This window comes from Arcobacter sp. CECT 8983 (assembly GCF_004118855.1).
Classification (GTDB): Bacteria; Campylobacterota; Campylobacteria; order Campylobacterales; family Arcobacteraceae; genus Halarcobacter.
Map to the genome: position 1 here is coordinate 158,149 of NZ_PDKF01000002.1, position 24,465 is coordinate 182,613.

Consider the following 24,465-nt stretch of genomic DNA (forward strand, 5'->3'; position numbering starts at 1 on the left):
ATTATGGTTGAATCTATAATCTCACAAAGTATAAAGAATAAATTTTTAGTAATTTTTGCAATGCTAGTATTAGCTATTGGTTCTATTTGGGCTATTAAAAATACAAGCTTAGATGCACTTCCTGACCTTTCACCACCACAAGTTATTGTGCAAGTGAAGTGGGCAGGGCAAAGTCCAAAAACTATTGAGGAACAAGTTTCATATCCTCTTATTTCAAACCTTATGAGTCTTCCAAATATTGAAACTGTAAGAGCTATGAGTTCTTTTCAAAATGCTCTTATTTATGTGATATTTAAAGATGGAACTGATCTTTATGATTCTAGAAATAGAATCTTAGAGCAGCTTTCTCAACTTCAAGGTAGTTTTCCTGAAGGTGTTGATGTAGCAATTGGACCAGACGCAACTGGTGTTGGATGGGCTTATCAATATGCTTTAAAATCAGACACAAAATCTCTTGATGAGTTGAAAACCTTACAAGACTATTATTATAAGTTTGCACTTTTAGGTGTTGATGGAGTTAGTGAAATTGCATCTATTGGTGGATTTATTAAAAACTATGAAATTACAATTGATCAAGATAAGATGGTGCAATATGATGTTTCAATTGCTGATTTAAAAAAGAGTTTAGAATCAAACAATGATGAAAAGGGTGGAAGAATTATTTTAGAAAATGGTTTTGAACATATGATTCAGGCAAAAGGTTTTCTAAAAACGGTTGAAGATATTGAAAATATTACTATAAAGACTTTTAACTCTAATCCTCTTATGATAAAAGATATTGCAAGTGTTAATATCACTTCATCAAATAGAAGAGGTATGGCTGATTTAAATGGTCAGGGTGAAACAGTAGGTGGAATTGTAGTTGTACGTTATGGTGAAAATCCTTATTCAGTAATAAAAAGGGTTAAACAAAAACTTAATACTTTAAAAATAGATGATGTAGAAGTAGTTGAAGTTTATGATAGAAGTTCACTTATTGATAAGGCAATTGATACACTTAAAAACACTCTTGTTGAAGAGTCGATTATTGTTATGATTATTGTGGCACTATTTTTATTCCACTTTAGGTCAGCACTTATTATTATCATTACTTTACCACTTACAGTTATGATTACTTTCTTATTAATGAAGTTCTTTAACTTAGGTTCAAATATTATGAGTTTAGGTGGTATTGCTATTGCAATTGGAGCAATGGTTGATGCTACTATTGTTATGGTGGAAAATGCCCATAAACATCTTCAAGGAAAAGAGAATATTTCAAATAATGAAAGAATTGATATTATAATCAAGTCTTCAAAGCAAGTAGGGCGACCAATATTTTTTGCACTTATTTTAGTTGTTGTTTCTTTTTTACCTATTTTTGCTTTAACAGGACAAGAGGGAAGATTGTTTACACCTTTAGCTTTTACTAAAACATTTGCAATGGTAGCTGGAGCAATTCTTTCTATTACTATTGTTCCTATTTTAATGATATATTTTATAAAAGGAAAAATTCTAAGTGAAGATAAAAATGTTTTAAATAGATTTTTTGTGAAACTTTATTCTCCTATTTTAAAACTATCACTTAGATTTAGATTCTTAATAGTTGCGTTTTTTGTTCTTACTTTGGCTTTTTCATATCCAGTATATAAAAAGCTAAACTGGGAATTTATGCCTATGATGAATGAGCAAACTTTTATGTATATGCCAGTAACCCCATATGGTATTGGTGTTGATTTGTCAAAAGAGTTAACACAAAAAACAAATCAAATAATAAAGTCTTTTCCAGAAGTTGATACAGTATTTGGTAAAGCAGGGCGAGCAGATACTGCAACTGATCCAGCACCACTAGCTATGATTGAAACAATAATTACATTTAAACCAGAAAATGAGTGGAGAGAAGGAATGACATATAAAAAGTTAATGCAGGAAATGGATCAAAAATTAAAAGTAGCTGGTCTTATTAATTCTTGGACTTATCCTATTCGTGGAAGAATTGATATGCTTCTAACAGGTATTAGAACACCTCTAGGAATTAAACTTTATGGAAATGACCATCAAAAGTTAGAAGATACAGCTTTAAAGTTTGAGAAAAGATTAAAAAAACTTGATTCAACACTTTCTGTATCAACTGACAAGATTAATTCAGGTTACTATTTAAATATTAATTTAGATGAAAAGATGTTGTCTAGATATGGTATTACAAAAAATGATATTTTATCTACTGTATCATTAGGTGTTGCAGGTTCAAAAGTTACAACACTTTTTGATGGTTTAGAGAGATATCCTGTTTCATTAAGATTTGAAACAACTCAAAGGGAAGATATAAATGCTTTAAATAATCTTCAAGTAAAAACAAAACTTGGTTTTCAACCTTTACAGATGTTTGCAAGGTTAAGTTATGAAGAGGGACCTTCTGTAATTAAATCAGAGAAAGCACTTAATGTTAACTTCATTTATATTACTCCTAAGGCTGATATCTCATCAAAACAATACAAAGATGAGGCTAAAGAGATACTTGCTGATATGAAGCTTCCTGAAGGCTTTTATTATGAGTGGGCAGGACAGAGTGAATATTTAGAATCAGCAATGGAAAAATTAGCATATATTATTCCACTAACTTTTGTTTTAATTTTTATTCTTATTTATTTTGCACTTAAAAATATCACATATACATTTATTATATTTTTCACTTTACCATTTGCCTTAACAGGTGGAGTATTTTATTTAGAATTTTTAAACTTCAATATGTCTATAGCAGTTGTTGTTGGCTTTTTAGCTTTACTTGGAGTTGCAGCTGAAACTTCTATTGTTATGTTGGTATATTTACATGAAGCAATGAAAGAATTACAAGAAAAATGTGAAGAACCTGATAAAACCTATATTTTTCATGCAATATATAAAGGAGCTGTTTTAAGACTTAGGCCAAAGCTTATGACACTATTTGCAATCTTAGGTGGACTTATTCCTATTATGTATATTGATGGGGTAGGAAGTGAAGTTATGCAAAGAATTGCTGCACCAATGATTGGTGGAATGACTTCTTCTGCGATATTAACATTAGTTATTATTCCTGCAATTTTTTATATATTAGCAATTAGAAAAAAAGGGAAAATGGCGGAAATAGATATTTCTCACTAAATAAGAAAAAATGTGTAGTTATCACACGATAACTACACATAAAAGAAGTAAAATACTTCTACAGTTTTAGCAAATATAATGGAACTCCAACTTACACATAGACATAATATAACCAAACAACCAACCAGCAAAGAGACTTCTCCTTAAGAAGGGGTTCCATTATATAACTGTAAGTTTAGATTTTATATTTTTATTGTAGTTTTCGATAAGAGAAGACTAGAATTGTCTTCTAGGTCTCTCTTCTCTTGGTCTCGCTTCATTAACTCTTAAAGTTCTACCTTCAACTTCGTTACCATTCAGTTTTTCAATAGCTTCGTTACCTGCAGAAGAATCTGCCATTTCAACAAAACCAAAACCTTTTGATCTTCCTGTTTCTCTATCTGTGATAACCTTAGCGCTTTTTACTTCACCGAACTCAGCGAAAACTTTTTCTAACTCACTATCATTCATTCTAAATGATAGATTTCCAACATAAATGTTCATTACTTTTATTCCTTTGTTTAAGTAAAGAACATTATGCCTTATTATTTTTAAATATGCAAGTTTTTTTTAAGCTTCTTTACCAAAGTTTGCATTAATTGCGTTATTTATTCTTGTTTTTGTTTCTTCTACACCTAAAATTGCCATGATGTCATAAACAGAAGGAGCTTGTGTTCCACCTGTAAGTGCAATTCTAATTGGTTGGAATAGTTGAGGGAATTTAAGTTCAAACTCCTCTATAAACGGCTTTGTTATTGTTTCATAATCACAAGCTAAATGAAGTGAATCTTGATTGTTTTCAAGTAGTTGAACATAAGACTCTAAAATTTTAATTGTTGTGTCTTTTACAAACTTTTTACTTCCTTTTTCTTCATACTCTGTAGGAACATTTGTTATTTTCTCAACTGCTTCTTTTAGTTCAATTAAAGTTTGTACTCTCTCTTTAGAAAGGTCTAATAACATCTCTTTTTTATCATGTCCATTAATATGACAATCAAAAAATTCTAGCTCTTTTGCTAATCTTTCATTTGAAACATTTTTAATGTAATGTGCATTTAACCATAATAGTTTTTCTTCGTTGTATGAAGATGCAGATTTATTAATATTTGTTGGGTCAAATAACTCTAGCATCTCTTCCATTGAAAAAATTTCTTGGTCTTTATTTGACCATCCAAGTCTAACTAAGAAGTTTAAAAGAGCTTCAGGAAGATAACCTTTTCTTTTATAATCCATAACGTCAAGTGCACCATCTCTTTTAGATAATTTTCTACCTTGAGGATTATTTATCATTGGCACATGATAAAATTTTGGAACTTCAAAACCAAGTGCTTCATAAATAACAATTTGTTTAGGAGTATTAGTTAAGTGATCATCACCTCTAATTACATCAGTCATTCCCATAAGTGCATCATCAATTGCAACAACAAAGTTATAAGTAGGAATTCCATTTGATCTTGCAATTACAAAGTCATCTACTTCTGAACAATTGAAATTCATTATTGATCTTACACCATCTATAAAAGTGATTACTCCATCTTCAGGCGATTTAATTCTAACTACAGGATCTACTCCTTCAGGAATTTCTGGTAAAACTTTTCCTTCTTCAGGTCTCCATGTTCCATCATATCTTGGAGTTTCTTTATTTGCCATTTGCTTTTCTCTTAAAGCATCTAATTCTTCTTTTGACATATAACAATGATATGCTTTACCTTCATCAAGAAGTTGGTTAATATATTTTTGATAAATATCAAGTCTTTGAGATTGATATTCAACTTTTCCATCATAAGATAAACCAACCCAATCAAAAGCTTCAATAATAGCTTTCATTGCATCTTCATTGTTTCTTTGAGTATCAGTATCTTCAACTCTTAATCTAAATTCTCCCTTTGTTTTTCTTGCCCATAGATAACTATAAAGTGCAGTTCTTAAACCACCAATATGTAAATAACCAGTTGGACTTGGAGCAAATCTAGTAATTGCCATTTTTGTATTCCTTATTTGTCTTTATTTTTGTAAGATTTAAAAAATCCAATTGCAGAAATTATTGCAACACCTGCAATAAATATTAGCATTGCTAAATCAAGAGGTTCCATTTGTTTCCTTTTCTTTAAGTTGACCACATGCTGCTGAGATATCTAATCCTTTAGATTCTCTAATTGTACATAGTAAACCTCTACTTGTTAAATATTCTTGGAATTTTACCATATCCTCCCTTTGTGGTCTTTGATATGATGTACCAGGATAGGGATTAAAATAAATAAGATTTACTTTTGCTTTTATTCCATCAAGAAGTTTTAACAGTTTTTGTGCAGAAGGTATATCATCATTTTTATCTTTTATTACTAGATATTCAAACATAACTTTTTTTCTAGCATAAACTGGGAACTTTCTAACTGCATCAATAATTGATTTTATATTGTATGCTTTATTCATAGGAATAAGTTCACTTCTTAAATCATCATCAACTGCATGAAGTGAAATAGCAAGTTGAATTCCTAAATCTTCATTTCCTAATTTTTCTATTTTAGATGATAATCCAGAAGTTGATACAGTCTGTCTTCTTCTTGATATTGCTAGCCCATCAAGTTCTGAAAATACTTTTACAGAGTGAACAAAGTTCTTATAGTTATCAAGGGGTTCACCCATTCCCATAAAGACAATATTAAGTGTTTTATTCTCTGCAATTTCATTATCTCTTTTTATTTGAACAATTTGATTTACTATTTCACCAACAGAAAGATTTCTAACAAATCCACCTTTTGCAGTTAAGCAAAAAGTACATCCAACTTTACAACCAACTTGAGTTGAAATACAAACAGTATATTTTTCTCCTCTTTCAATTGAACCATCTTCATTTACTTTTTTTTCTTTCATAAGTAATAAAACAGATTCAACTGTGTGACCATCTTCTAATTGAAAAAGATATTTAATACTTCCATCAAGACTCTTTTCTTTTTTAACAATTTTTAGAATATCTATTTCATAGTTTTCTTTTAATTGTTCTTTTAAATCATTTGGTATGTTTTTCATTTCGTCATAAGATGTTACATACTTTTTATATATCCAGTTATAAACTTGCTTTGCTCTGAAGCTTGGTTTTAACTTTTCTTTTAATTCCTCTAAAGTGAAATCGTAGATTGTACTCATAGCTTTCCTTTTTAAGCTTTAAACTTATTTTGAAGTGTACAAAATCTTTTATTTGTAACAGTTAAAGTAAATAGGTTAGTTTATATTATTGTTGTAGTTTTATCGTGTAGAGATTAAAGATTTATATTAATATATGATATTCTTGTTAAAATGTTTCTCTAGTTACATGGATGTAAGCTTGCTTACCATTTCACTTTCAACAGCTAAAAATGTGATGAAGCTCACATTTTTTTAATGCTGTTTCACGTGAAACATTATTTGATAATTTGTTTTTCTAGTAAATATGAAGTTAGTTTTTTCATAGCTTCTTTGTGGTTTTTCATGAACTCTTCGTGAGCATTTTCATTTGTATAGTTTGTAATAATAAAGATTCCAGCAACTGGAATTTCAAACTCTTTAGCTACTTGTAAAATTGAGTAGAATTCCATATTCTCTGCACCAATTCCATACTCATTAAAGTTTTTTGACAGTTCAAAGTTTTTTGAAATATAATTAGATGAGTTAATGATAGTATCATTTCTTACCATTTTATTTTCTGATTCTAATACATTGTCTAATGGAGTATAAGAGTTGTCTTCTAAAAAAGACAACTCAATATTTGCAGCTCTTTTTGATTCTACTATATCAAATATTTTATGATTACCATAGCTTCCTGCAGTTCCAATAAAAAGTAAAAAATCAGGTTTGTCAAATAGACATTGTCTAGTAAGATTAATTGCTGTTTCAACTAATCCTACTCCCATTTCTTTTGCAAAGTTAAATGTTTCATTTCTCCCTGCACAAACAATCATTATTTGCACTCCATTACAAATGAAGGGTCAATTGATATATCTTCTTTATTTGATTCAGGTACGGCTATTTTTGCATCTACCATTTCTGTATTAGAGTATGCCATTCTTGCCATTGGTCTATAAGTTGAATTATGTATTGAGATATTTTTTACTACACATTTTAAACCTAAATCTCTAGACAAGTTTTTTGCATATCTTGTTCCCCAATTTATTGCTTCTAGTCTCAAAATATCATTTGCTATATCAAAAGTTGAATCTTTTACCGTCCATCTAAGATTGCTAATAACTATGTTAGTACTTCTTTCTTCTTTTAATTCAATCATTTCACTAATGAATTCATTTATATAAGTTGCTTGATCTGAACTTACTTTATATCTTAATTCTCCTCTGTATCCTGTGATCTTTGGAGCATTATTAGAAGTTCTATATTGTGGTCTTACAGTTAATGTTCCACTATCTTTTTCAATTTTATCATAATCCTTTATCTTTTTATTAAATCTTTTAAGAGTTTTGTTTATCTCTTTTTCACTATCCCCTTCAACTACAACAGAAAAATATGTTGTAAGAGTATCTTCTGTTAAACTTTTTGAAAACTTTTTATTAAAGTTAACCTCAAAAGAAAATAAATAAATTGGTAAAATAAGTAATGCTAAAAATTTCATGTTAAATCCTTACTGGAATATTGTTCTCTTTTAAATAGTGTTTTAGTTCCATAATATCAATCTCTTTAAAGTGAAAAATTGATGCTGCTAAAGCTGCACTTGCTCCACATTCAAAAGCTTCCTTCATATGTTCCATTGTTCCAGCTCCGCCACTTGCAATAACTGGAATATCAACTATTTTAGAGATTTGTGATGTTATATCTAGTTCAAATCCTGTTTTGGCACCATCAGTGTCCATAGATGTTAAAAGGATTTCACCTGCACCTCTATTGTAAACTTCTTTTGCCCATTGTATGGCATCAATACCTGTATCTTCTCTTCCACCTTTTACAAAAACGTGGTAAGAACCATCTTCAACTTTTTTTACATCAATTGCAACGACAATACACTGTGAACCAAATCTTTTTGCTCCCTCATCAATAAAGTCTGGATTTACTACTGCTGAAGAGTTTATAGAAACTTTATCACAACCTACATTTAGTAGTTTATAAATATCATCAAGCTTTCTAATTCCCCCACCAACAGTTAAAGGAATAAATACTTCCTTCGCTACATCTCTTACAATATCAACGATAGTATCTCTATTTTCGTGACTTGCAGTAATATCTAAAAAAGTGATTTCATCTGCACCTTCATTGTTATATCTTTTTGCAACTTCTACAGGATCACCTGCATCTCTAAGTCCAACAAAGTTTACACCTTTTACTACCCTTCCATCTTTTACGTCTAAGCAAGGGATGATTCTTTTTGCAAAATAACTCAAAACTTAATCCTTATTGAATTTAAGTAAAAATCTTATCTAATTGTAAGTTAAATACAGATATACTCTTTAGTTCTTAATTAGGAGAAGGTTATAGTTAAAGCAAAGAAAAAATTCGGACAAAATTTTTTAAAAGACAGTACAGTCTTAGATAGGATCATCCAATCGATGCCCAAAAATGATAATAAAATCGTAGAAATTGGGCCTGGCTTAGGTGATTTGACAGAAAAATTAGTCAAGTACAAAGATACGTTAGCGTATGAAGTAGATACCGATTTAATTGGTATTTTAAAGACTAAGTTTGCAATTGACATCCACGAGAAGCGTTTTGAACTGATCCACACTGATGTTTTAAAAGCTTGGAATGAAAAAAGTACACTTTATGAAGGAAGCTATGATTTAATAGCTAACTTACCGTACTATATTGCAACAAATATTATTTTAAGGGCAATTGAAGACGAGAATTGCGAGAATATTATTGTAATGATACAAAAAGAAGTAGCTCTGAAGTTTGCAGCATCAGAAGGTGAAAAAGAGTTTTCTGGACTTGGTGTTATTACAAAATTGGCTTCAAAAGAGGCAAGGATACTATTTGATGTACCTCCTGAATCTTTTGAACCAGCTCCAAAAGTTATGTCTTCAATTTTATTTATCAAAAAAGATTTAGATGTAAAACTAGATAAAAGTTTTTTGAAGTTTTTAAAGGTTTGCTTCTCGCAACCTCGAAAAAAACTTATTAAAAACCTTTCTTCTGTTTATGATAAAAAACTTTTATCTGATGTTTACAGTGACCTTGAATTAATAGAGACTTTAAGACCTCATGAGCTTAACGCATCTTTGTATAGCCAAATGTATACAAAGGTTAAGAATGGAAAACAACGAAGTTAAAGTACAAGTACAAGAACAAAACGAAAATAAGCCTAAACAGCAACAACAAGAAAAAAAACAAACTACAAATAAACCAAATAATCAAAATCAAAAAACTGATAAGAGTGATAAAAAAGTTTATAACAAAAAGAGAAGACCTACTAATAATAGAGCAAAAACTAATGCGAGTAAGTCTACAAAAACATGGAATGCTGATTTAAGAAAAGCATATATAATCAATGAAAAATCTCATAAAAATAGATTAAACCCTCACAATAAACTAAATCTTTCAACTAATGCAAAAGTTAGAATTACTCCATTAGGTGGATTAGGTGAGATTGGTGGAAATATGATGGTAATTGAAACTGAAAACAATGCAGTTATTGTTGATGTTGGAATGAGTTTCCCTGATGAAAATATGCATGGTGTTGATATTTTAATTCCTGATTTTACATATATTAGAGAAATCAAAGATAAAATTGAAGCAGTTATAATTACTCATGGGCATGAAGATCATATTGGTGCTATGCCTTATTTATATAAAGAGATGCAGTTTCCTATTTATGGAACCTCTTTACCTCTAGAAATGATTGGTTCAAAATTTGATGAACACAAAATGAAAGAGTATAGAAAACTATTTAGACCAGTTGAAAAAAGAGTTCCAATTAAAATTGGTGATTTTGAAATTGAGTGGATTCACATCACTCACTCTATTATTGATTCATCTTCATTAGCAATTACAACTGAAGCTGGAACAATTATTCATACAGGTGATTTTAAAATTGACCACACTCCAATAGATGGTTTCCCAACAGATTTACATAGATTTGCACATTATGGTGAAAAGGGTGTTTTACTTTTAATGTCTGACTCTACTAACTCTCACTCTCCAGGTTTTACTAAAACTGAAAAAACTGTAGGACCAACTTTTGATAGACTATTTTCTACTTCAAAAGGAAGAGTTATTATGTCAACATTCTCTTCAAATATCCATAGAGTTGCACAAGCAATTGAGCATGGAATTAAGTATGGAAGAAAAATCTGTGTTATTGGAAGATCTATGGAAAAGAACTTAGATATTGCAATGAGTTTAGGATATATAAAATTTCCAAAAGATCAATTTATCGATGCCCATGAAGTAAATAAATATGAAGATAAAGAAGTTTTAATTGTGACTACTGGAAGTCAAGGTGAGTCTATGTCAGCTCTTTATAGAATGTCAATTCATGAGCATAGACATGTAAAGATTAAACCAGGTGATCAAATCATTTTATCAGCTAAAGCTATTCCTGGAAATGAGGCTAGTGTATCTGGTATTATCAATCATTTATTAAAAGCTGGTGCACAAGTTGCATATCAAGACTTTAGTGAAATTCATGTATCAGGACATGCTGCACAAGAAGAACAAAAATTAATGATTAGACTTGTTAAACCTAAATTCTTTATGCCAATTCACGGTGAATATAACCATGCCTTAAAGCATGCAAAGACAGGTATTGATTGTGGAGTACTAGAAAGAAATACTTATATAATGAGTGATGGAGAACAAGTAGAAGTAACACCTAAATATCTTAAAAAAGCAAGATCAGTTAAGACTGGAAAAGTATATATTGATAATCAAATGAATCATAAAATTGCAGATGACATTGTAATTGATAGACAAACTATGGCAAACGAAGGTGTTGTTATGATTGTTGGTCAAGTTAATGCAAATGATAGAAAAATGGAAACTAAACCAAAAGTTACTTCATTTGGACTTGTTCCAAACAAACAAGATAGAAACTTTGCCAAAGAGATTGAAGATATTTTAGAGACTTTCTTACAAAATGCAAGAGAGGGAGTATTTAAAAATAATAGATACTTAGAAGATGAATTAAGAAAAGTTGTTAGAAAACACTGTTTCAGAAAATATAAAAAATACCCAATGATTGTACCAACACTATTTGTACAATAAGGAAATAAAAATGGATTTCAATAAAATTGCAAGTGATGTATTAGAGATTGAAGCTAATGAATTATTATTAGCAGCTAAAAATATCAAAGATTTTGATATAGAAAAAGCAGTTGATTTAGTAGTTTCTTGCAAGGGAAAACTTATTGTAACAGGAGTAGGGAAGTCTGGTTTAGTTGGAGCTAAGATAGCTGCAACATTAGCTAGTACTGGAACATCATCTTTTTTCCTTCATCCAACAGAAGCTATGCATGGTGACTTAGGAATGATTGGAAAAAATGATATTGTATTAGCAATATCTTATAGTGGTGAAAGCGAGGAGTTAATACAACTTCTTCCCCACCTTAAAAGATTTGATATTCCATTGATTGCAATGGCTAAAACTAAAGAATCAACTCTTGGTAAATACTCTGATTTCTTTATTAATATCTCTGTATCAAAAGAGGCTTGTCCTTTAGATACAGCTCCTACTTCATCTACAACATTAACTATGGCTATGGGAGATGCATTGGCTGTTTGTTTAATGAAAAAGAGAGATTTCAAAAAAGAAGATTTTGCTTCGTTTCATCCAGGTGGTAGCTTAGGGAAGAAGTTATTTATTAAAGTAGATGACTTATTAAGACGGGATAATTTACCTGTTGTTTCACGTGAAACAAAGTTAAAAGATGCAATCGTAACTATGAGTGAAGGAAGACTAGGAAGTATACTTATTGTTGATGAAAACAGTAGATTAAGTTCAGTTCTTAGTGATGGAGATTTAAGAAGAGCATTAATGTCAAATGATTTCTCTTTAGATTGTAAAATAGAAGATATATCTACTAAAAATCCAAAAACAGTAAAAGATAAAAATATCTTAGCAAGTGATGCACTAAGAATCATAGAAGAGTATAAAATTCAAGTGTTAATAGTTACGGATGAAGAGGGTAAAGTTGAAGGAATTTTACATATTCATGATCTAATTGAAGCAGGAATCAAATAATGAAAAAACAAGAAGAAGAGACAACAGAATTAACAAGACTTAATAAGTTTATTTCTCACAATAGTAGTTACTCAAGAAGAGAAGCAGATAAAATAATAGAAGAAGGAAGAGTTACAATAAATGGAAAACCTGTAACGAATCTTTCAACTAAAGTATCTCCTAATGATGAAGTTAAAATTGGGAAAAAACTTATAAAAGAAGATAAAAATAGAATGTACACAGTAATAATGTATAATAAACCAAAAGGGGAGTTAGTAACTAAAAATGACCCACAAGGTAGAAAGACTGTTTTTGATTCTTTAGATAAAAAATATAAACACTTTATGCCAATTGGAAGATTAGATTATGCTAGTGAAGGTTTAATTCTTTTAACTGATTCTGTTGATGTTGCGAATAAATTAATGCATTCTAAATTAGAAAGAATCTACAAAATAAAAGTAGATGGTGAAATTCATCCAAAAGTAGAAGAGGCAATGTTACATGGTCTAGAACTTGAAGATGCTAGCACTGGAGCTCATGAAAAATCAAAGATTAAATCTATGAATTTTGAACCTTTCGTTGCTTATCAGATTTTGACTAATAACAAAAATTTTTCTAAACTAAAAGTTGCAATTACTGAAGGTAAGAATAGAGAATTAAGAAGATTTTTTGGACACTTTGGTTTAAATGTAATGGACTTAAAAAGATTTGAATTTGGTGGAATGACATTAAACAATCTTCCTACTGGAAAGAGTAGATATTTAACTAAGGATGAATACAAAGATTTAAGATCTTTTATAAACGCACAAGATGACTGACTTATCAAACATATTACGTCCACAAACTTTAAATGAGTTTATAGGACAAAAACATATAATCGGTAAAGATAAAACATTATATAAACTAATTGAGAAAAAAGAGATACCACATCTCTTTTTTTATGGTAAGCCAGGAACAGGTAAAACTACTTTAGCAAAAATCATTGCAAAAAATATCAATACAGACTATTATTACTTTAATGCAACAACAATAAAAATTGATGATTTAAGAAAGGTATTTATAAAATATAAAAATGCTTTACTTAAGCCTATCGTTTTTATTGATGAAGTGCATAGACTATCAAAGAATCAACAAGAAGTACTTCTTCCAATAATGGAAAATTATGAAGCAATTATAATCGGTGCAAGTACAGAAAACCCATTTTTTACATTAACTAATGCAATAAGGTCTAGATCTTTTTTATATGAATTCAAAGCCTTTACTAAAGAAGAGATGGAAGAGGTTTTAAAAAGAACATTTAACTATATTGATTATACGATAGATAAGGATGCTAGAGAGTATTTAATCTTATCAAGTAGTGGTGATGCAAGGGCAATGCTTAATTTGCTTAATTTCGCCGTTAAAATTGATTCTCACATAACAATGAAAATATTAAAAGAACTAAGAGAATATCCTATTGGAGATGGAGTTAGTTCAAAAGATAGTCACTATGATTTAGCAAGTGCTATGATTAAATCAATTAGAGGTTCTGATGTAGATGCAGCACTTTATTATATGGCAAGACTAATTGATGGCGGAGAGAGTGTTGAATTTATTACTAGAAGATTAGTTATTCATGCAAGTGAAGATATTGGAAATGCAAATCCAAATGCACTTACTATGGCAGTAAATACTATGGTTGCAACATCAAAAATAGGATATCCAGAAAGTAGGATTATACTTTCTCAATGTATTATTTATTTAACTTCATGTCCTAAATCAAATGCTTCATATATGGGTATTAATAAAGCACTTGGTGATGTACAAAATGGTAGAATATTAGAGATTCCAAAACACCTAAGAGATAGTCATATTGGATATAAATATCCCCATGATTATGGTGGATGGGTAGAACAGCAATATTTAGTTGAACCAACAAGATATTATGATTCATTAAATGTTGGCTATGAAAAAACATTAAATGAGTGGCTGAAAAAAATTAAAAATAAAGACTTAGGGGAAAAATAGATGGACTTTCTTTTAGATTACTATTTGTGGATACTTGTTTTTCATATAGTAGCAGTGATGTCGTGGATGGCAATGTTATTTTATCAACCAAGACTTTATGTATATCATACAGAGCATAAAGATAAAAAAGAGTTTGTAGAAGTTGTTAAAATACAAGAATTAAAAATGTATAAATACATTGGTATGCCAGCTATGTGGGCAACTTTAGTTAGTGGATTTTTAATGGTAGCTATTAATCCTGATTTATTAAAAGGAGATGGTTGGCTTCATGCAAAGATATTTTTTGTATTACTTCTTGTTGCTTACTCTTTTTCTTTGGGATATTATAGAAAAGAGCTTGAAAAAGGAAACTATAAAAAAGAAGGAAAATTTTTTAGAGCTTATAATGAAGTTCCAACAGTATTAGCAGTTCTTATTGTTGGATATGTAGTGACAAAAACTTTTTCACTTAGTTTTACAATTATTACTTTATTAATAGGAAGTTTTATAATATATAAAGTATTAAACCAAAAATCAAAAGAAAAGAAGAATTAATGAGTTTTGAAAAAGTTTATGTTCTAGATACAAATATTTTACTTGAAGATGCAACAAATATTTTTAAGTTAAGTGATGAAAAAAAGAATTTAATTGTTTTACCAGAAACAGTACTTGATGAAATTGATAGCAAAAAAAGTGGTTTTGATGAGATAAACTTTCAAGCAAGAGAGTTTGCAAGAATCTTAGAAAATTCGAAAATCATTGGCACAAAAAAAGAAGAAAACTTTAAAATAGTAAGACTAGAGATACATAGCCAAAAAGAGGCAATAATAGATATTATTTCATGTGAAGAGTATGATATAAATACTAAAAATGTAGCTTTAAATATTATAAATGATAGAAAAATACTTGAAGTAGGACTTTTTGCAAAAAGACACTATGATGAAAATACAACTTTTCTTTCTTTAGATATTATGGCAAGAACTAGAGCTGTATCTTTAGATTTAAATACTGATTCTTTACTTGGTTCAAATCAAGAAGATTTTAATTATGAGTTTATTAAAACTATTGAAATAAAGTTTGAAGATACAGAGCATTTAGATAATACTTTAATCACTGAATTAGATAGTGAATATGCACCCCACAATTTTAATTACTGTTTTAAAGTAAAAAGTTCAGACCAAGTTATTCTTGCTACAGTTCAAAATAAAAGAGTAGTTTTATTAGATGAAGGGGAAATGAGAAATCAAATTATTACTCCTTTAAATAAAGAGCAACTATTCTTTTCATGTGGAATACTATCTCATTTTTATAATGTACTTATTGTTGAAGCAAAAGCAGGTTCTGGTAAAACTTTACTTGCATTAAGTGGAGCATTAAAGTTAATTAGACAAAAAAACTATCAAAGAGTAATTTACATTAGAAACTCAATTGAATCCCTTGACAAAGGTGAAGATGTAGGATATTTACCTGGATATGAAGAGAAATTTAGAATCTATAATCACCCATTAATGGATAGTTTAGACTATATAATTAGAACAGAGCATAAAAGAAGACAAGCAAATAAAAAGAATGCAGAGAATATTCAAGAGTTAGATGATCAAGAAGTAACTCAAAGAATAGAACAAATGATTCAAAACTATGGAATAGAGACAATGTGGGTAGGGGAAATGAGAGGAAGAACTCTTTCTAATGCCTTTGTTATAATTGATGAAGCACAAAATATGTCAAACAAAACTATGCAAATGGTTTTATCTAGAGTTGATAATACTTGTAAAGTTGTAATTTTAGGAAGTAATAAACAAATTGATAACTTCTATGTAAATAAACATACAAATGCATTAACTACTCTTTTAAAATCTACAAAAAATGAAAACTCACTTATAAATATCTTTGCAATTAGGTTACAAAAAGTATTAAGAGGTCCAATTACTGAATGGGCAGAGCAGATATTTACTTCAAAAAATAGATAATTTATTAAAAATTAGATACCTTTATGTATTAAAATATGTAAAGGTATTCAAATGAAAATTGTATTTTTAGACACAAAAACTTTAGGAAATGATATTTCACTTGATAAGTTTGAAACTTTAGGTGAAGTAATAAAATATGAAACTACAAATTCACGTGAAACATTGCAAAGAGTCCAAGATTGTGATGTAGTAGTTACAAATAAAGTAGTACTTTCAAAAGAAATAATAGAAAAATCAAATTTTAAACTTATTTGTATAACTGCAACAGGAACTAATAATGTTGACCTAGAAGCAGCTGCTAAAGCAAATATTGAAGTTAAAAATGTAACTGACTATTCCACTTCAAGTGTAGCCCAACTAACAATAACTTTAGTGTTAGAGCTTATTCAAAAGATTTCCTATTATAAAGAGTATGTTGATTCTCTTCAATGGTCAAGAAGCAATCTTTTCACACATGTTGACAAACCATTCTTTGAATTAAAAAACAAAAAATGGGGAATAATTGGACTTGGTAATATTGGAAAAGAAGTTGCAAAAATAGCAAATGCCTTTGGAAGTGAAGTTAATTATTATTCTACTTCTGGTAAGAATTTAAATACAGATTATAATAATATAAGTCTAGAAGAGCTACTTAAAACTTCAGATATAATTACAATACATTCTCCACTTAATGATTCAACATACAATTTGCTAAATAAAACAAATTTAAGTTTGCTAAAAGAAGATGCTATTTTAGTAAATGTAGGGCGTGGTGGAATTATAAATGAAGATGATTTATCTGCAAAGCTAGATTCAACTAAAAGCTTATATTGTGGGCTTGATGTTGTAGAAAAAGAGCCAATTGAAGAGAGTAGTCCATTATTAAAAATCAAAAATAAAGACAGATTAATTTTAACACCACATATTGCATGGTCATCAATAGAAGCTAGGACAACTTTAATAAATAAAGTATTTGACAATATAAAATCTTTTGTATTATAATACATACTATAATATGTATAGGAGTACACATGAATCTGTTGCAATATAAATCAGATGAGATGGTTTCATCTACAGAGTTAATTAGAAAGAGTAAAAACATCTTTAATAAGCTTCAAAAAAAAGAGATTGAGAAGGCTGTAATATTAAGAGATGGTAAACCTCAGTTTATGCTTTTAGATTTTGATACTTATGAAGAGTTGATGAGTGAATACCTATCTTTAAAACAACTTTTAGAAAAAGATGAAAAAAAAGTTAAAAAGAATAAAGTAAAAAAAGTTGAAATTGAAGAAGAACTTTTACAAATTGATGATTCTTATGATGATGAAGAAGAGATAAAAAAAGATGAATTGGAAGAAGCTTTAGCTCAAATAGAAAAATTAGGACTAGAAGAAAAAAGTGATGAAATCTTAGAAACAAAAGATGATTTAGAGATTGAAATTGATATTAAAGAGATTAATAAAGAGAAACAACCTTTAAAAGATTTCTGGGAGTAAATATTAAAGTATAGATTTAGAATCAATAAAAGAATTGTTTAACTTTTATTTTAAGAAAGAAATTACTATTTAGGATTTTAATGCACTCTAAATACAATTTGGTTAAAATTAGCTTTTTTAAAGGGTTTTATATTGAAATATAATTGTATTGATTTTTTTTGCGGATGTGGTGGTTTAAGTTTAGGTTTTAAACAAGCTGGGTTTAACATAATTATGGGAATTGATTCTGATGAAAATGCCATAAAAACATATAATAAGAATTTTAATAATGTTGGCTATAGACTTGATGTTTTAGATGTTAATGGTAAAGAAATTTTAAAAAAACTTCCAAAAGATACAAAAGTAGATGTACTAATTGGTGGTCCTCCTTGTCAAGGATTTTCAGCTGCAAATCAATGGACAAAAGATAATGACGATGATAGAAATAAGTTGGTTTTATATTATGCCAAACATATCGAATACTTAGAACCAAAAATGTTTTTAGTTGAAAATGTGAAAGGAATGCTAGCCCCGTCAAAAGTTCATATAAAAGATCAAATTTTAAAAATATTTGATAAAATTGGTTACACTATACATGGTCCAGAAATACTAAATGCCGCAGATTATTTAGTGCCACAAAAAAGAGAAAGAGTATTTTTTATTGGAACAAAGAAAGGTTACAACTTTAAATTCCCAGAAAAAAAAGACATTAAATATACTGTAAAAGATGCTATTTCTGATTTATATATTTTTGAAGATAAACAAGATGATGAACCAATTAAACATAAATTGAAAACTGAAAGTGTTTATCAAAAGTTAATAAGAGAAAATTCTGAAATTGTATATAATCATCATCCAAAACTTCCTGCTGAAATTACACAACTTAAAATTAGTCATGTACCTCAAGGTGGTAATTGGAAAGATATACCACTAGATGTAATAGGGAATAATAGAAGTAATAGACATTCTAGTGCATATAAAAGATTAAGTGAAAAAGAACCTTCAATAACTATAGATACAGGCAATGCTCATTCAAACTATTTTCATCCTCTATTTAATAGAATACCTTCTGTAAGAGAAGCTGCTAGACTACAATCATTCCCTGATACTTTTATTTTTGAAGGACCGAGGGGTAGTCAATATAGGCAAGTTGGAAATGCAGTTCCTCCCCTATTATCAAAAGCTATCGCTGAAGAATTTATGAAATCATTAGGGAATTACAATGAATAAAATTGATTTATTTTGTGGATGTGGTGGATTAAGTTTAGGGTTTAAACAAGCTGGATTTAATAATTTATTTTCAATTGATTTTTGGCCTGATGCAATTGAAACTTATAATCATAATATGCCAAATTCAAATGCATATTGTGAATGTCTTGATGAAGATATAGTGGAAAAATTAGATAAATATTACAATGGAGAAGAAATACATACAATAATTGGAGGACCACCTTGTCAAGGATTCTCAACTGTTGGGACTAATAGGTTAGGGAAAAGAGATGTTGAAGACCCAAGAAATTACTTATATCAACACTTTTTAAAATTTGTTAAACATCATAGACCTTATTGCGTTTTAATTGAAAATGTAAAAGGTATGAAAACTTTAGATAAAGGTAGATACTTAAATCATATAATTTCTGAAATAAAAGAAATGGGTTATAACGTAAAATATGAGATTTTAAATGCATCAGAATATGGAGTACCTCAAAGTAGATATAGACTCTTTATTGTTGGTTATTTGATGGATAATTTTGAATTCCCAAAGCCTGTAGATTATAAAGTTACAACTAGTGAAGCTATCTCTGACTTACCAAGTTTAGATGTATATTCAGATTTAAAAGATTGTCCAACCAGTTTTGTATATTCTAAGAAGTTAACTGATTATCAAGTCCTTTTAAAAGGAAAATCAAAACTAATTTTTAATCACGAACCTACAAATCATACTGAACAAACAAAAGATATAATATCAAAAATTAAAGATGGTGGAAGAATAACAGATTTACCAGAAGAATATTGGAATATTAGAAAATATAACAAGTCTTTTCAAAGAATGAACAGTTGTGAACCATCACATACAATAGATACAGGTCACAGAAATTACTTTCATTATAAAGAAAATAGAGTACCTTCTGTGAGAGAATGTGCAAGAATACAATCTTTTCCTGATAATTTTATTTTTTTAAAATCTAAAACTAGTCAATATAAACAAGTAGGAAATGCTGTACCTCCAATATTAGCAAATAAATTGGCTATTCAAATCAAAAAATATATTGAACTTGAAGATATTGAGAAATTGAGAGAAAAAAGAAAAAAACTGATTAAAGGTTAAATATGTTAAAAAAATATAAAGTAGAAAAAGAAACAGATTTTGTAATTAATTTAAGTAAATATGATGTTTTAAAATACATTTTAAAACAATACTTATCAAAATTTTTCAATGAATTAGATAATATAAACAATCAAGAATTAATAAGTCAAAAAACAATTCTATTAGACGAATTAATAAAAGACAATAAAGATGATTATTTAGAATTTGAAATTGCAGATAAATATTATTTTCTACTTAATGTTTATAAATTTGATTATTTTGATAATTTAATAACTTATAGTAAAGAAATTTTAGGAATAACTGTAAAAGAGGATGAAGAAAGTACAGAAAAACTTAATAATATTAAAAAAAATGTATCTTTAAACCAAATATTTTTTGGACCTCCAGGTACTGGAAAAACATATAATGTTGTTAATGAAAGTTTAAAAATTCTTGGTGAAGATTCTTCTAATTTATCAAATGTAGAAAAATTTGACAAATTATATAGTTTAAATCCAAAGTTACTGAATGATGATAAGTTAAAACCTGGCAAAAAAATTTATAGAAATTTATCTTATCCTATTTCAACTATTTTAAAAATCTTTGATAAAAATAATACTGTATCAATGACTAAAGAAGAAATAATTGAGTCTGCTATGAATGATTATCATTTAAGTTGGAGCGGACCATCAACTATAAGTCAAAACACAAGACCACTTTTACATTTTAATTTATTAGAAAAAAATAATAACTCGTTTGAATTGACAGACAAAGGGAAAGAGTTTTTATCTGAATATAAAACTATAAATTTTTCTAATGAAATGATTACTTCTTTAAAAAACTACATAGTATCAAGTCTAAGAAATACCACTTTAAACGATATAAACTTAGTTAAAAATATGATTTTATGTACATTAAGATGGTTTTATGAAGATAAAATCATTAGTGATGCTTCAAATACAATTAAATTACTTAAGTATTATAACTATGAAAATATGAGTTATGGTTATATTTTTCCATATTTAATGGAATTAAACCTAATTGAAAAAAAAGATACTAATTTTTCTATAACTAACTATGGAGAAGAACTTGTAGAAAGTTTAACTATTTTAAAAGATATAGATGATGGAAAAGAAAACAAACAAATTAAGTTTAATAGATTAAATGAAATTGGGAAAATAGAATTTGTTACATTTCATCAAAGCTTTTCTTATGAAGAATTTATTGAAGGAATTAGACCTGAAGTAGTAAAAACTAGTGATGGGAAAAATGAAATTACATATAATGTAAAAAATGGTATTTTCAAAAATATATCAAATGCTGCAATAAAAAATCCTGATGAAAATTTTGTTCTAATAATAGATGAGATTAATAGAGGAAATATTTCAAATATCTTTGGTGAACTGATTACACTTTTGGAAAACACAAAAAGAAAAGGTAATAAAGATGCATTGAGTATAAAGCTACCTTATTCTAATGAAATATTTAGTGTACCTAATAATTTATATGTTATTGCTACAATGAATACTGTAGATAGGTCAATTGGTCTTATAGATAATGCTTTAAGAAGAAGGTTTACATTTATTGAATATCCACCATTAAGTAAGCTAATCACTTCTATTGATGGAATTGATTTAATTGAGTTTTTCACTACTTTAAATAAGAGAATAAGTTTTTTATTAGATGATAATCATAAATTAGGTCACGCATATTTTATGTCAATAAAAAATGAAAAAGATTTAAATATATTATTGAAAGATAAAATTATTCCTTTACTTCAAGAATATTTCTATGATGAATGGGACAAGATTGCACTTGTATTTGCAGATAATGATGCGTGGGGGAAAAAAGAGGAAGAAAAAATTATTCAAAAAAACTCAGCTACTGATGTCAATGAACTATTTGGAGAAAGTGATTTAAATGGATATGAAGATAAGATTGTTTATCAAGTCAATGAAAATTTACTTAAAGCAAATTTATCTTTAGATATTTTAAAATTAATTTATGAGAAACCAACTAGATGAAATATCCAAAAAAAGTTTGTGAATTTGGATATATAAGAAATATAAAGGCATATCCTAATGCTACTGACACTTTTAATGAGATATTTTTAAATGATGATGCATTTGAAGAATTAATTTCTTTTATAGAAACTAATTCTGCACTCAATGGAGATATTGACAAAGCATTTTCTATTTATAGAAAAAGTGGTAAACAATACATACAAGTTAAAAACTATGTTGGAATAATTGAAACCAAAAATAAAACTGTTATTGAGATACTCCCAAAAATTTATTTATCAAATGATAAAGATGAGATTAAAAAGACTAAAGATATTTTTCTGAAAATGTTGAAAGAGTTAAAAAATTCACCATTTATTTCAATTAGTGATGCTGACCTTCAAACAAAAAAAGATTTTCCTATGTTAGAAATATTTATTTCTTCATTTTTAATTGAATGTGAAAGACTGATAAAATACTTGAAATTAAACTATATTAAAAAATCTGAAAATTTAAAATTTATCAAAGGGAAAATAGAAATAACAAATCAAATAAAACATAATTCAATAAATAAAAGTAATTTTTTTGTTAATTATGATAAATATGACTTAAATATCCCACAAAATAAATTAATAGTTTCAACTTTATATAAAATTATTAATATATCTATTTCTCATAAAAATATTTCAAAAGCTTCAAAACTATTAAAGAATCTACCTTCTATTGAAACTTCTAAAAATATTACTAGAGACTTTCAATTATCATTAAATTCTAATAGATTATTTAAATCATATGAAAAAGCATTAAATTGGGCAGAAGTATTTTTATTAAATAAATCATTTACAAATTTTTCTGGAGATAGTATTAATCAAGCTATACTTTATCCAATGGAAAGAATTTTTGAAGATTATATATGTTCATTATTAAAGAAATTTACAATAGGAAATACCATTAAACTTCAAGATAAATCTTATTACTTAGTTGACAAACATAAAAACAAAGGAAAATTTTTACTTAAACCTGATGCTATATTATCAAAAAAAGAAAGTTTAATTATATTTGATACAAAATGGAAATTACTGAATTCAAAAAGCAATTCTAAAAACTACAATATAAAATCTGCTGATATGTACCAATTATATGCATATGGAAAAAAATATTCTTTAAATTCTCAAATAGAACCAAAATTAAAACTTATCTATCCTAAAAATATAAATTTTATAGATAAACTTGATAATTTTATTTATGACGGGGATTTAGTATTAGAAGTAATACCTTTTGATTTAGAAAGAAATGAAAAAGAACAAATACTTTCATTAATTCATTAATATCTTTGATTATATGTTTGAGTAAAAGAATTGATACTTATATAAGTTCTTAAAAGTCTTAAACTAGTGATACCTCACTAGTTTTATAGATTATTTTTAATATATAAATAATCAGATATCTTAGTCCACTCTCTTACATCTTTCATATATGCATCTTGGTGGTCTAGAATCTCTTTTAGCTCAGGAGATTTTTTTCCTAATTCATCTCTTAATTCAGCATTTGCTTTTTTCATTTCATCCATAATCTCTTTTGGGAATGTTTTGATTTGAATATTTGGATATTCTGCTTTCATCTTTTTCCAGGCTTTTGCATTCATATCATAGTTTTGTATATACATATCATATGCAGCTGTTCTAATAGTAAGTACTAAAATCTCTTGTAAATCTTTTGGTAATTTATCAAAAGTTTTTTTATTTATTAAAAACTGCATTTCAGAAGCTGGTTCATGCCAACCTGTATAATAATAAGAAGCAACTCTATGAAATCCCATACCTATGTCCATAGATGGACCAACCCATTCTAGTGCATCGATATTATTTCTTTCAAGTGCTGTGTAAAGCTCCCCTGGAGCAATATTTGTAACTTGAACACCAAGTTTTGCCATAATTTCTCCAGCAAAACCAGGAATCCTCATTTTAAGTCCTTGTAAGTCTTCTAAAGTATTAATCTCTTTTTTAAACCAACCACCCATTTGAACGCCAGTACTTCCACCTGGAAATGAAAGTAGTCCATGTTTTGAATAAACTTTTTGCATAAGCTCTAAGCCACCACCTTCATAAAACCAAGCATACTGTTCAGGTGCAGTCATCCCAAATGGCATAGATGTAAAAGGAAGAGCTGCAATATCTTTACCTTTCCAATAATATGATGCAGAATGTCCTATATCATACTGACCACCTTTTACCATATCAAAAATACCAAGTGGTGATTTATGCTTATTAGCAGCATCAACTCTAATTTTTAATCTTCCATTTGAAATAGTTTCTGCATATTTTGCCATATTTCTTGCTGAGTCAATTAATGGAGATAAAGTAGGTCCCCAAGTTGTAGCCATAGTAAGAGTATAAGTTTTAGCTTTTGCTTTTTTCTCTTGTTTTGTTTGTTGTTTTGTGTCATTACACCCAGTAAAAAGAATAACTAATGAAACAAAAAGAAATGTAAGTCTTTTCATCTTTCCCCTTAT

21 protein-coding genes are annotated in these 24,465 nt (G+C 28.1%); 14 read left to right on the forward strand and 7 right to left on the reverse strand.

What is annotated here, in order from left to right:
- Positions 1-3 precede the first annotated feature (3 nt).
- Positions 4-3,120: an efflux RND transporter permease subunit gene (locus tag CRV01_RS00815; protein WP_129006112.1), complete on the forward strand. Its 3,117-nt coding sequence runs from the start codon at positions 4-6 to the stop codon at positions 3,118-3,120.
- A gap of 216 nt (positions 3,121-3,336) precedes the next feature.
- Here the strand turns inward: CRV01_RS00815 and CRV01_RS00820 are convergent, their stop codons facing one another.
- The 6 genes from CRV01_RS00820 to hisF all read right to left on the reverse strand — a co-directional run bounded on the left by CRV01_RS00820 (position 3,337) and on the right by hisF (position 8,462).
- Positions 3,337-3,603, reverse strand: coding sequence for an RNA-binding protein (locus CRV01_RS00820; RefSeq protein WP_129006114.1), 267 nt, complete (start codon positions 3,601-3,603; stop codon positions 3,337-3,339).
- Between the two features lie 66 nt (positions 3,604-3,669).
- Positions 3,670-5,082, reverse strand: a complete 1,413-nt coding sequence (gltX, locus tag CRV01_RS00825; protein ID WP_129006116.1) for a glutamate--tRNA ligase — start codon at positions 5,080-5,082, stop codon at positions 3,670-3,672.
- Between the two features lie 96 nt (positions 5,083-5,178).
- On the reverse strand, positions 5,179-6,246 hold the full coding sequence (gene rlmN / locus CRV01_RS00830; RefSeq protein ID WP_129006118.1) for a 23S rRNA (adenine(2503)-C(2))-methyltransferase RlmN: 1,068 nt from the start codon (positions 6,244-6,246) through the stop codon (positions 5,179-5,181).
- 254 nt (positions 6,247-6,500) lie between these two features.
- On the reverse strand, positions 6,501-7,037 hold the full coding sequence (locus CRV01_RS00835; RefSeq protein ID WP_129006120.1) for a purine-nucleoside phosphorylase: 537 nt from the start codon (positions 7,035-7,037) through the stop codon (positions 6,501-6,503).
- Positions 7,037-7,699, reverse strand: a complete 663-nt coding sequence (locus CRV01_RS00840; protein ID WP_129006122.1) for an SIMPL domain-containing protein — start codon at positions 7,697-7,699, stop codon at positions 7,037-7,039. The genes CRV01_RS00835 and CRV01_RS00840 overlap by 1 nt, the downstream gene beginning before the upstream one ends.
- A gap of 1 nt (position 7,700) precedes the next feature.
- Positions 7,701-8,462, reverse strand: a complete 762-nt coding sequence (hisF, locus tag CRV01_RS00845; RefSeq protein WP_129006125.1) for an imidazole glycerol phosphate synthase subunit HisF — start codon at positions 8,460-8,462, stop codon at positions 7,701-7,703.
- 90 nt (positions 8,463-8,552) lie between these two features.
- Here hisF and rsmA point away from each other — a divergent pair, with 90 nt between their 5' ends.
- The 13 genes from rsmA to CRV01_RS00910 all read left to right on the forward strand — a co-directional run bounded on the left by rsmA (position 8,553) and on the right by CRV01_RS00910 (position 23,281).
- The gene (rsmA, locus tag CRV01_RS00850) at positions 8,553-9,347 is read left to right on the forward strand and encodes a 16S rRNA (adenine(1518)-N(6)/adenine(1519)-N(6))-dimethyltransferase RsmA (RefSeq protein ID WP_129006127.1); all 795 of its coding nucleotides are present in this window, start codon (positions 8,553-8,555) and stop codon (positions 9,345-9,347) included.
- Positions 9,328-11,280, forward strand: a complete 1,953-nt coding sequence (locus CRV01_RS00855; protein ID WP_129006128.1) for a ribonuclease J — start codon at positions 9,328-9,330, stop codon at positions 11,278-11,280. The genes rsmA and CRV01_RS00855 overlap by 20 nt, the downstream gene beginning before the upstream one ends.
- Before the next feature lie 10 nt (positions 11,281-11,290).
- Positions 11,291-12,256 (forward strand): SIS domain-containing protein, encoded by a 966-nt coding sequence (locus CRV01_RS00860; protein WP_129006130.1) that lies wholly within the window; start codon positions 11,291-11,293, stop codon positions 12,254-12,256.
- Positions 12,256-13,053: a pseudouridine synthase gene (locus CRV01_RS00865; RefSeq protein ID WP_129006132.1), complete on the forward strand. Its 798-nt coding sequence runs from the start codon at positions 12,256-12,258 to the stop codon at positions 13,051-13,053. The genes CRV01_RS00860 and CRV01_RS00865 overlap by 1 nt, the downstream gene beginning before the upstream one ends.
- Positions 13,046-14,242, forward strand: coding sequence for a replication-associated recombination protein A (locus CRV01_RS00870; protein WP_129006134.1), 1,197 nt, complete (start codon positions 13,046-13,048; stop codon positions 14,240-14,242). The genes CRV01_RS00865 and CRV01_RS00870 overlap by 8 nt, the downstream gene beginning before the upstream one ends.
- Positions 14,243-14,776: a protoporphyrinogen oxidase HemJ gene (hemJ, locus tag CRV01_RS00875; RefSeq protein WP_129006136.1), complete on the forward strand. Its 534-nt coding sequence runs from the start codon at positions 14,243-14,245 to the stop codon at positions 14,774-14,776.
- Positions 14,776-16,191, forward strand: a complete 1,416-nt coding sequence (locus CRV01_RS00880) for a PhoH family protein (protein ID WP_129006138.1) — start codon at positions 14,776-14,778, stop codon at positions 16,189-16,191. The genes hemJ and CRV01_RS00880 overlap by 1 nt, the downstream gene beginning before the upstream one ends.
- Before the next feature lie 51 nt (positions 16,192-16,242).
- Positions 16,243-17,172: a D-2-hydroxyacid dehydrogenase gene (locus CRV01_RS00885; protein WP_129006140.1), complete on the forward strand. Its 930-nt coding sequence runs from the start codon at positions 16,243-16,245 to the stop codon at positions 17,170-17,172.
- A gap of 29 nt (positions 17,173-17,201) precedes the next feature.
- Positions 17,202-17,666 carry a hypothetical protein gene (locus CRV01_RS00890; protein WP_129006142.1) on the forward strand — a complete coding sequence of 155 codons (465 nt, stop codon included), beginning with the start codon at positions 17,202-17,204 and terminating at the stop codon, positions 17,664-17,666.
- Positions 17,667-17,798: 132 nt separating this feature from the next.
- Positions 17,799-18,875 carry a DNA cytosine methyltransferase gene (locus tag CRV01_RS00895; protein ID WP_129006144.1) on the forward strand — a complete coding sequence of 359 codons (1,077 nt, stop codon included), beginning with the start codon at positions 17,799-17,801 and terminating at the stop codon, positions 18,873-18,875.
- Entirely contained in the window at positions 18,868-19,974 is a 1,107-nt protein-coding gene (locus CRV01_RS00900; protein WP_129006146.1) for a DNA cytosine methyltransferase, read from the forward strand. Before CRV01_RS00895 ends, CRV01_RS00900 begins: the two co-directional genes overlap by 8 nt.
- Before the next feature lie 2 nt (positions 19,975-19,976).
- The gene (locus tag CRV01_RS00905) at positions 19,977-21,977 is read left to right on the forward strand and encodes an AAA family ATPase (RefSeq protein ID WP_258238277.1); all 2,001 of its coding nucleotides are present in this window, start codon (positions 19,977-19,979) and stop codon (positions 21,975-21,977) included.
- Positions 21,974-23,281, forward strand: coding sequence for an McrC family protein (locus tag CRV01_RS00910; protein WP_129006148.1), 1,308 nt, complete (start codon positions 21,974-21,976; stop codon positions 23,279-23,281). Before CRV01_RS00905 ends, CRV01_RS00910 begins: the two co-directional genes overlap by 4 nt.
- Before the next feature lie 83 nt (positions 23,282-23,364).
- On the opposite strand, the gene CRV01_RS00915 is transcribed toward CRV01_RS00910, so the two are convergent.
- Positions 23,365-24,453 carry a TRAP transporter substrate-binding protein gene (locus CRV01_RS00915; RefSeq protein ID WP_129006150.1) on the reverse strand — a complete coding sequence of 363 codons (1,089 nt, stop codon included), beginning with the start codon at positions 24,451-24,453 and terminating at the stop codon, positions 23,365-23,367.
- Positions 24,454-24,465: the final 12 nt, after the last annotated feature.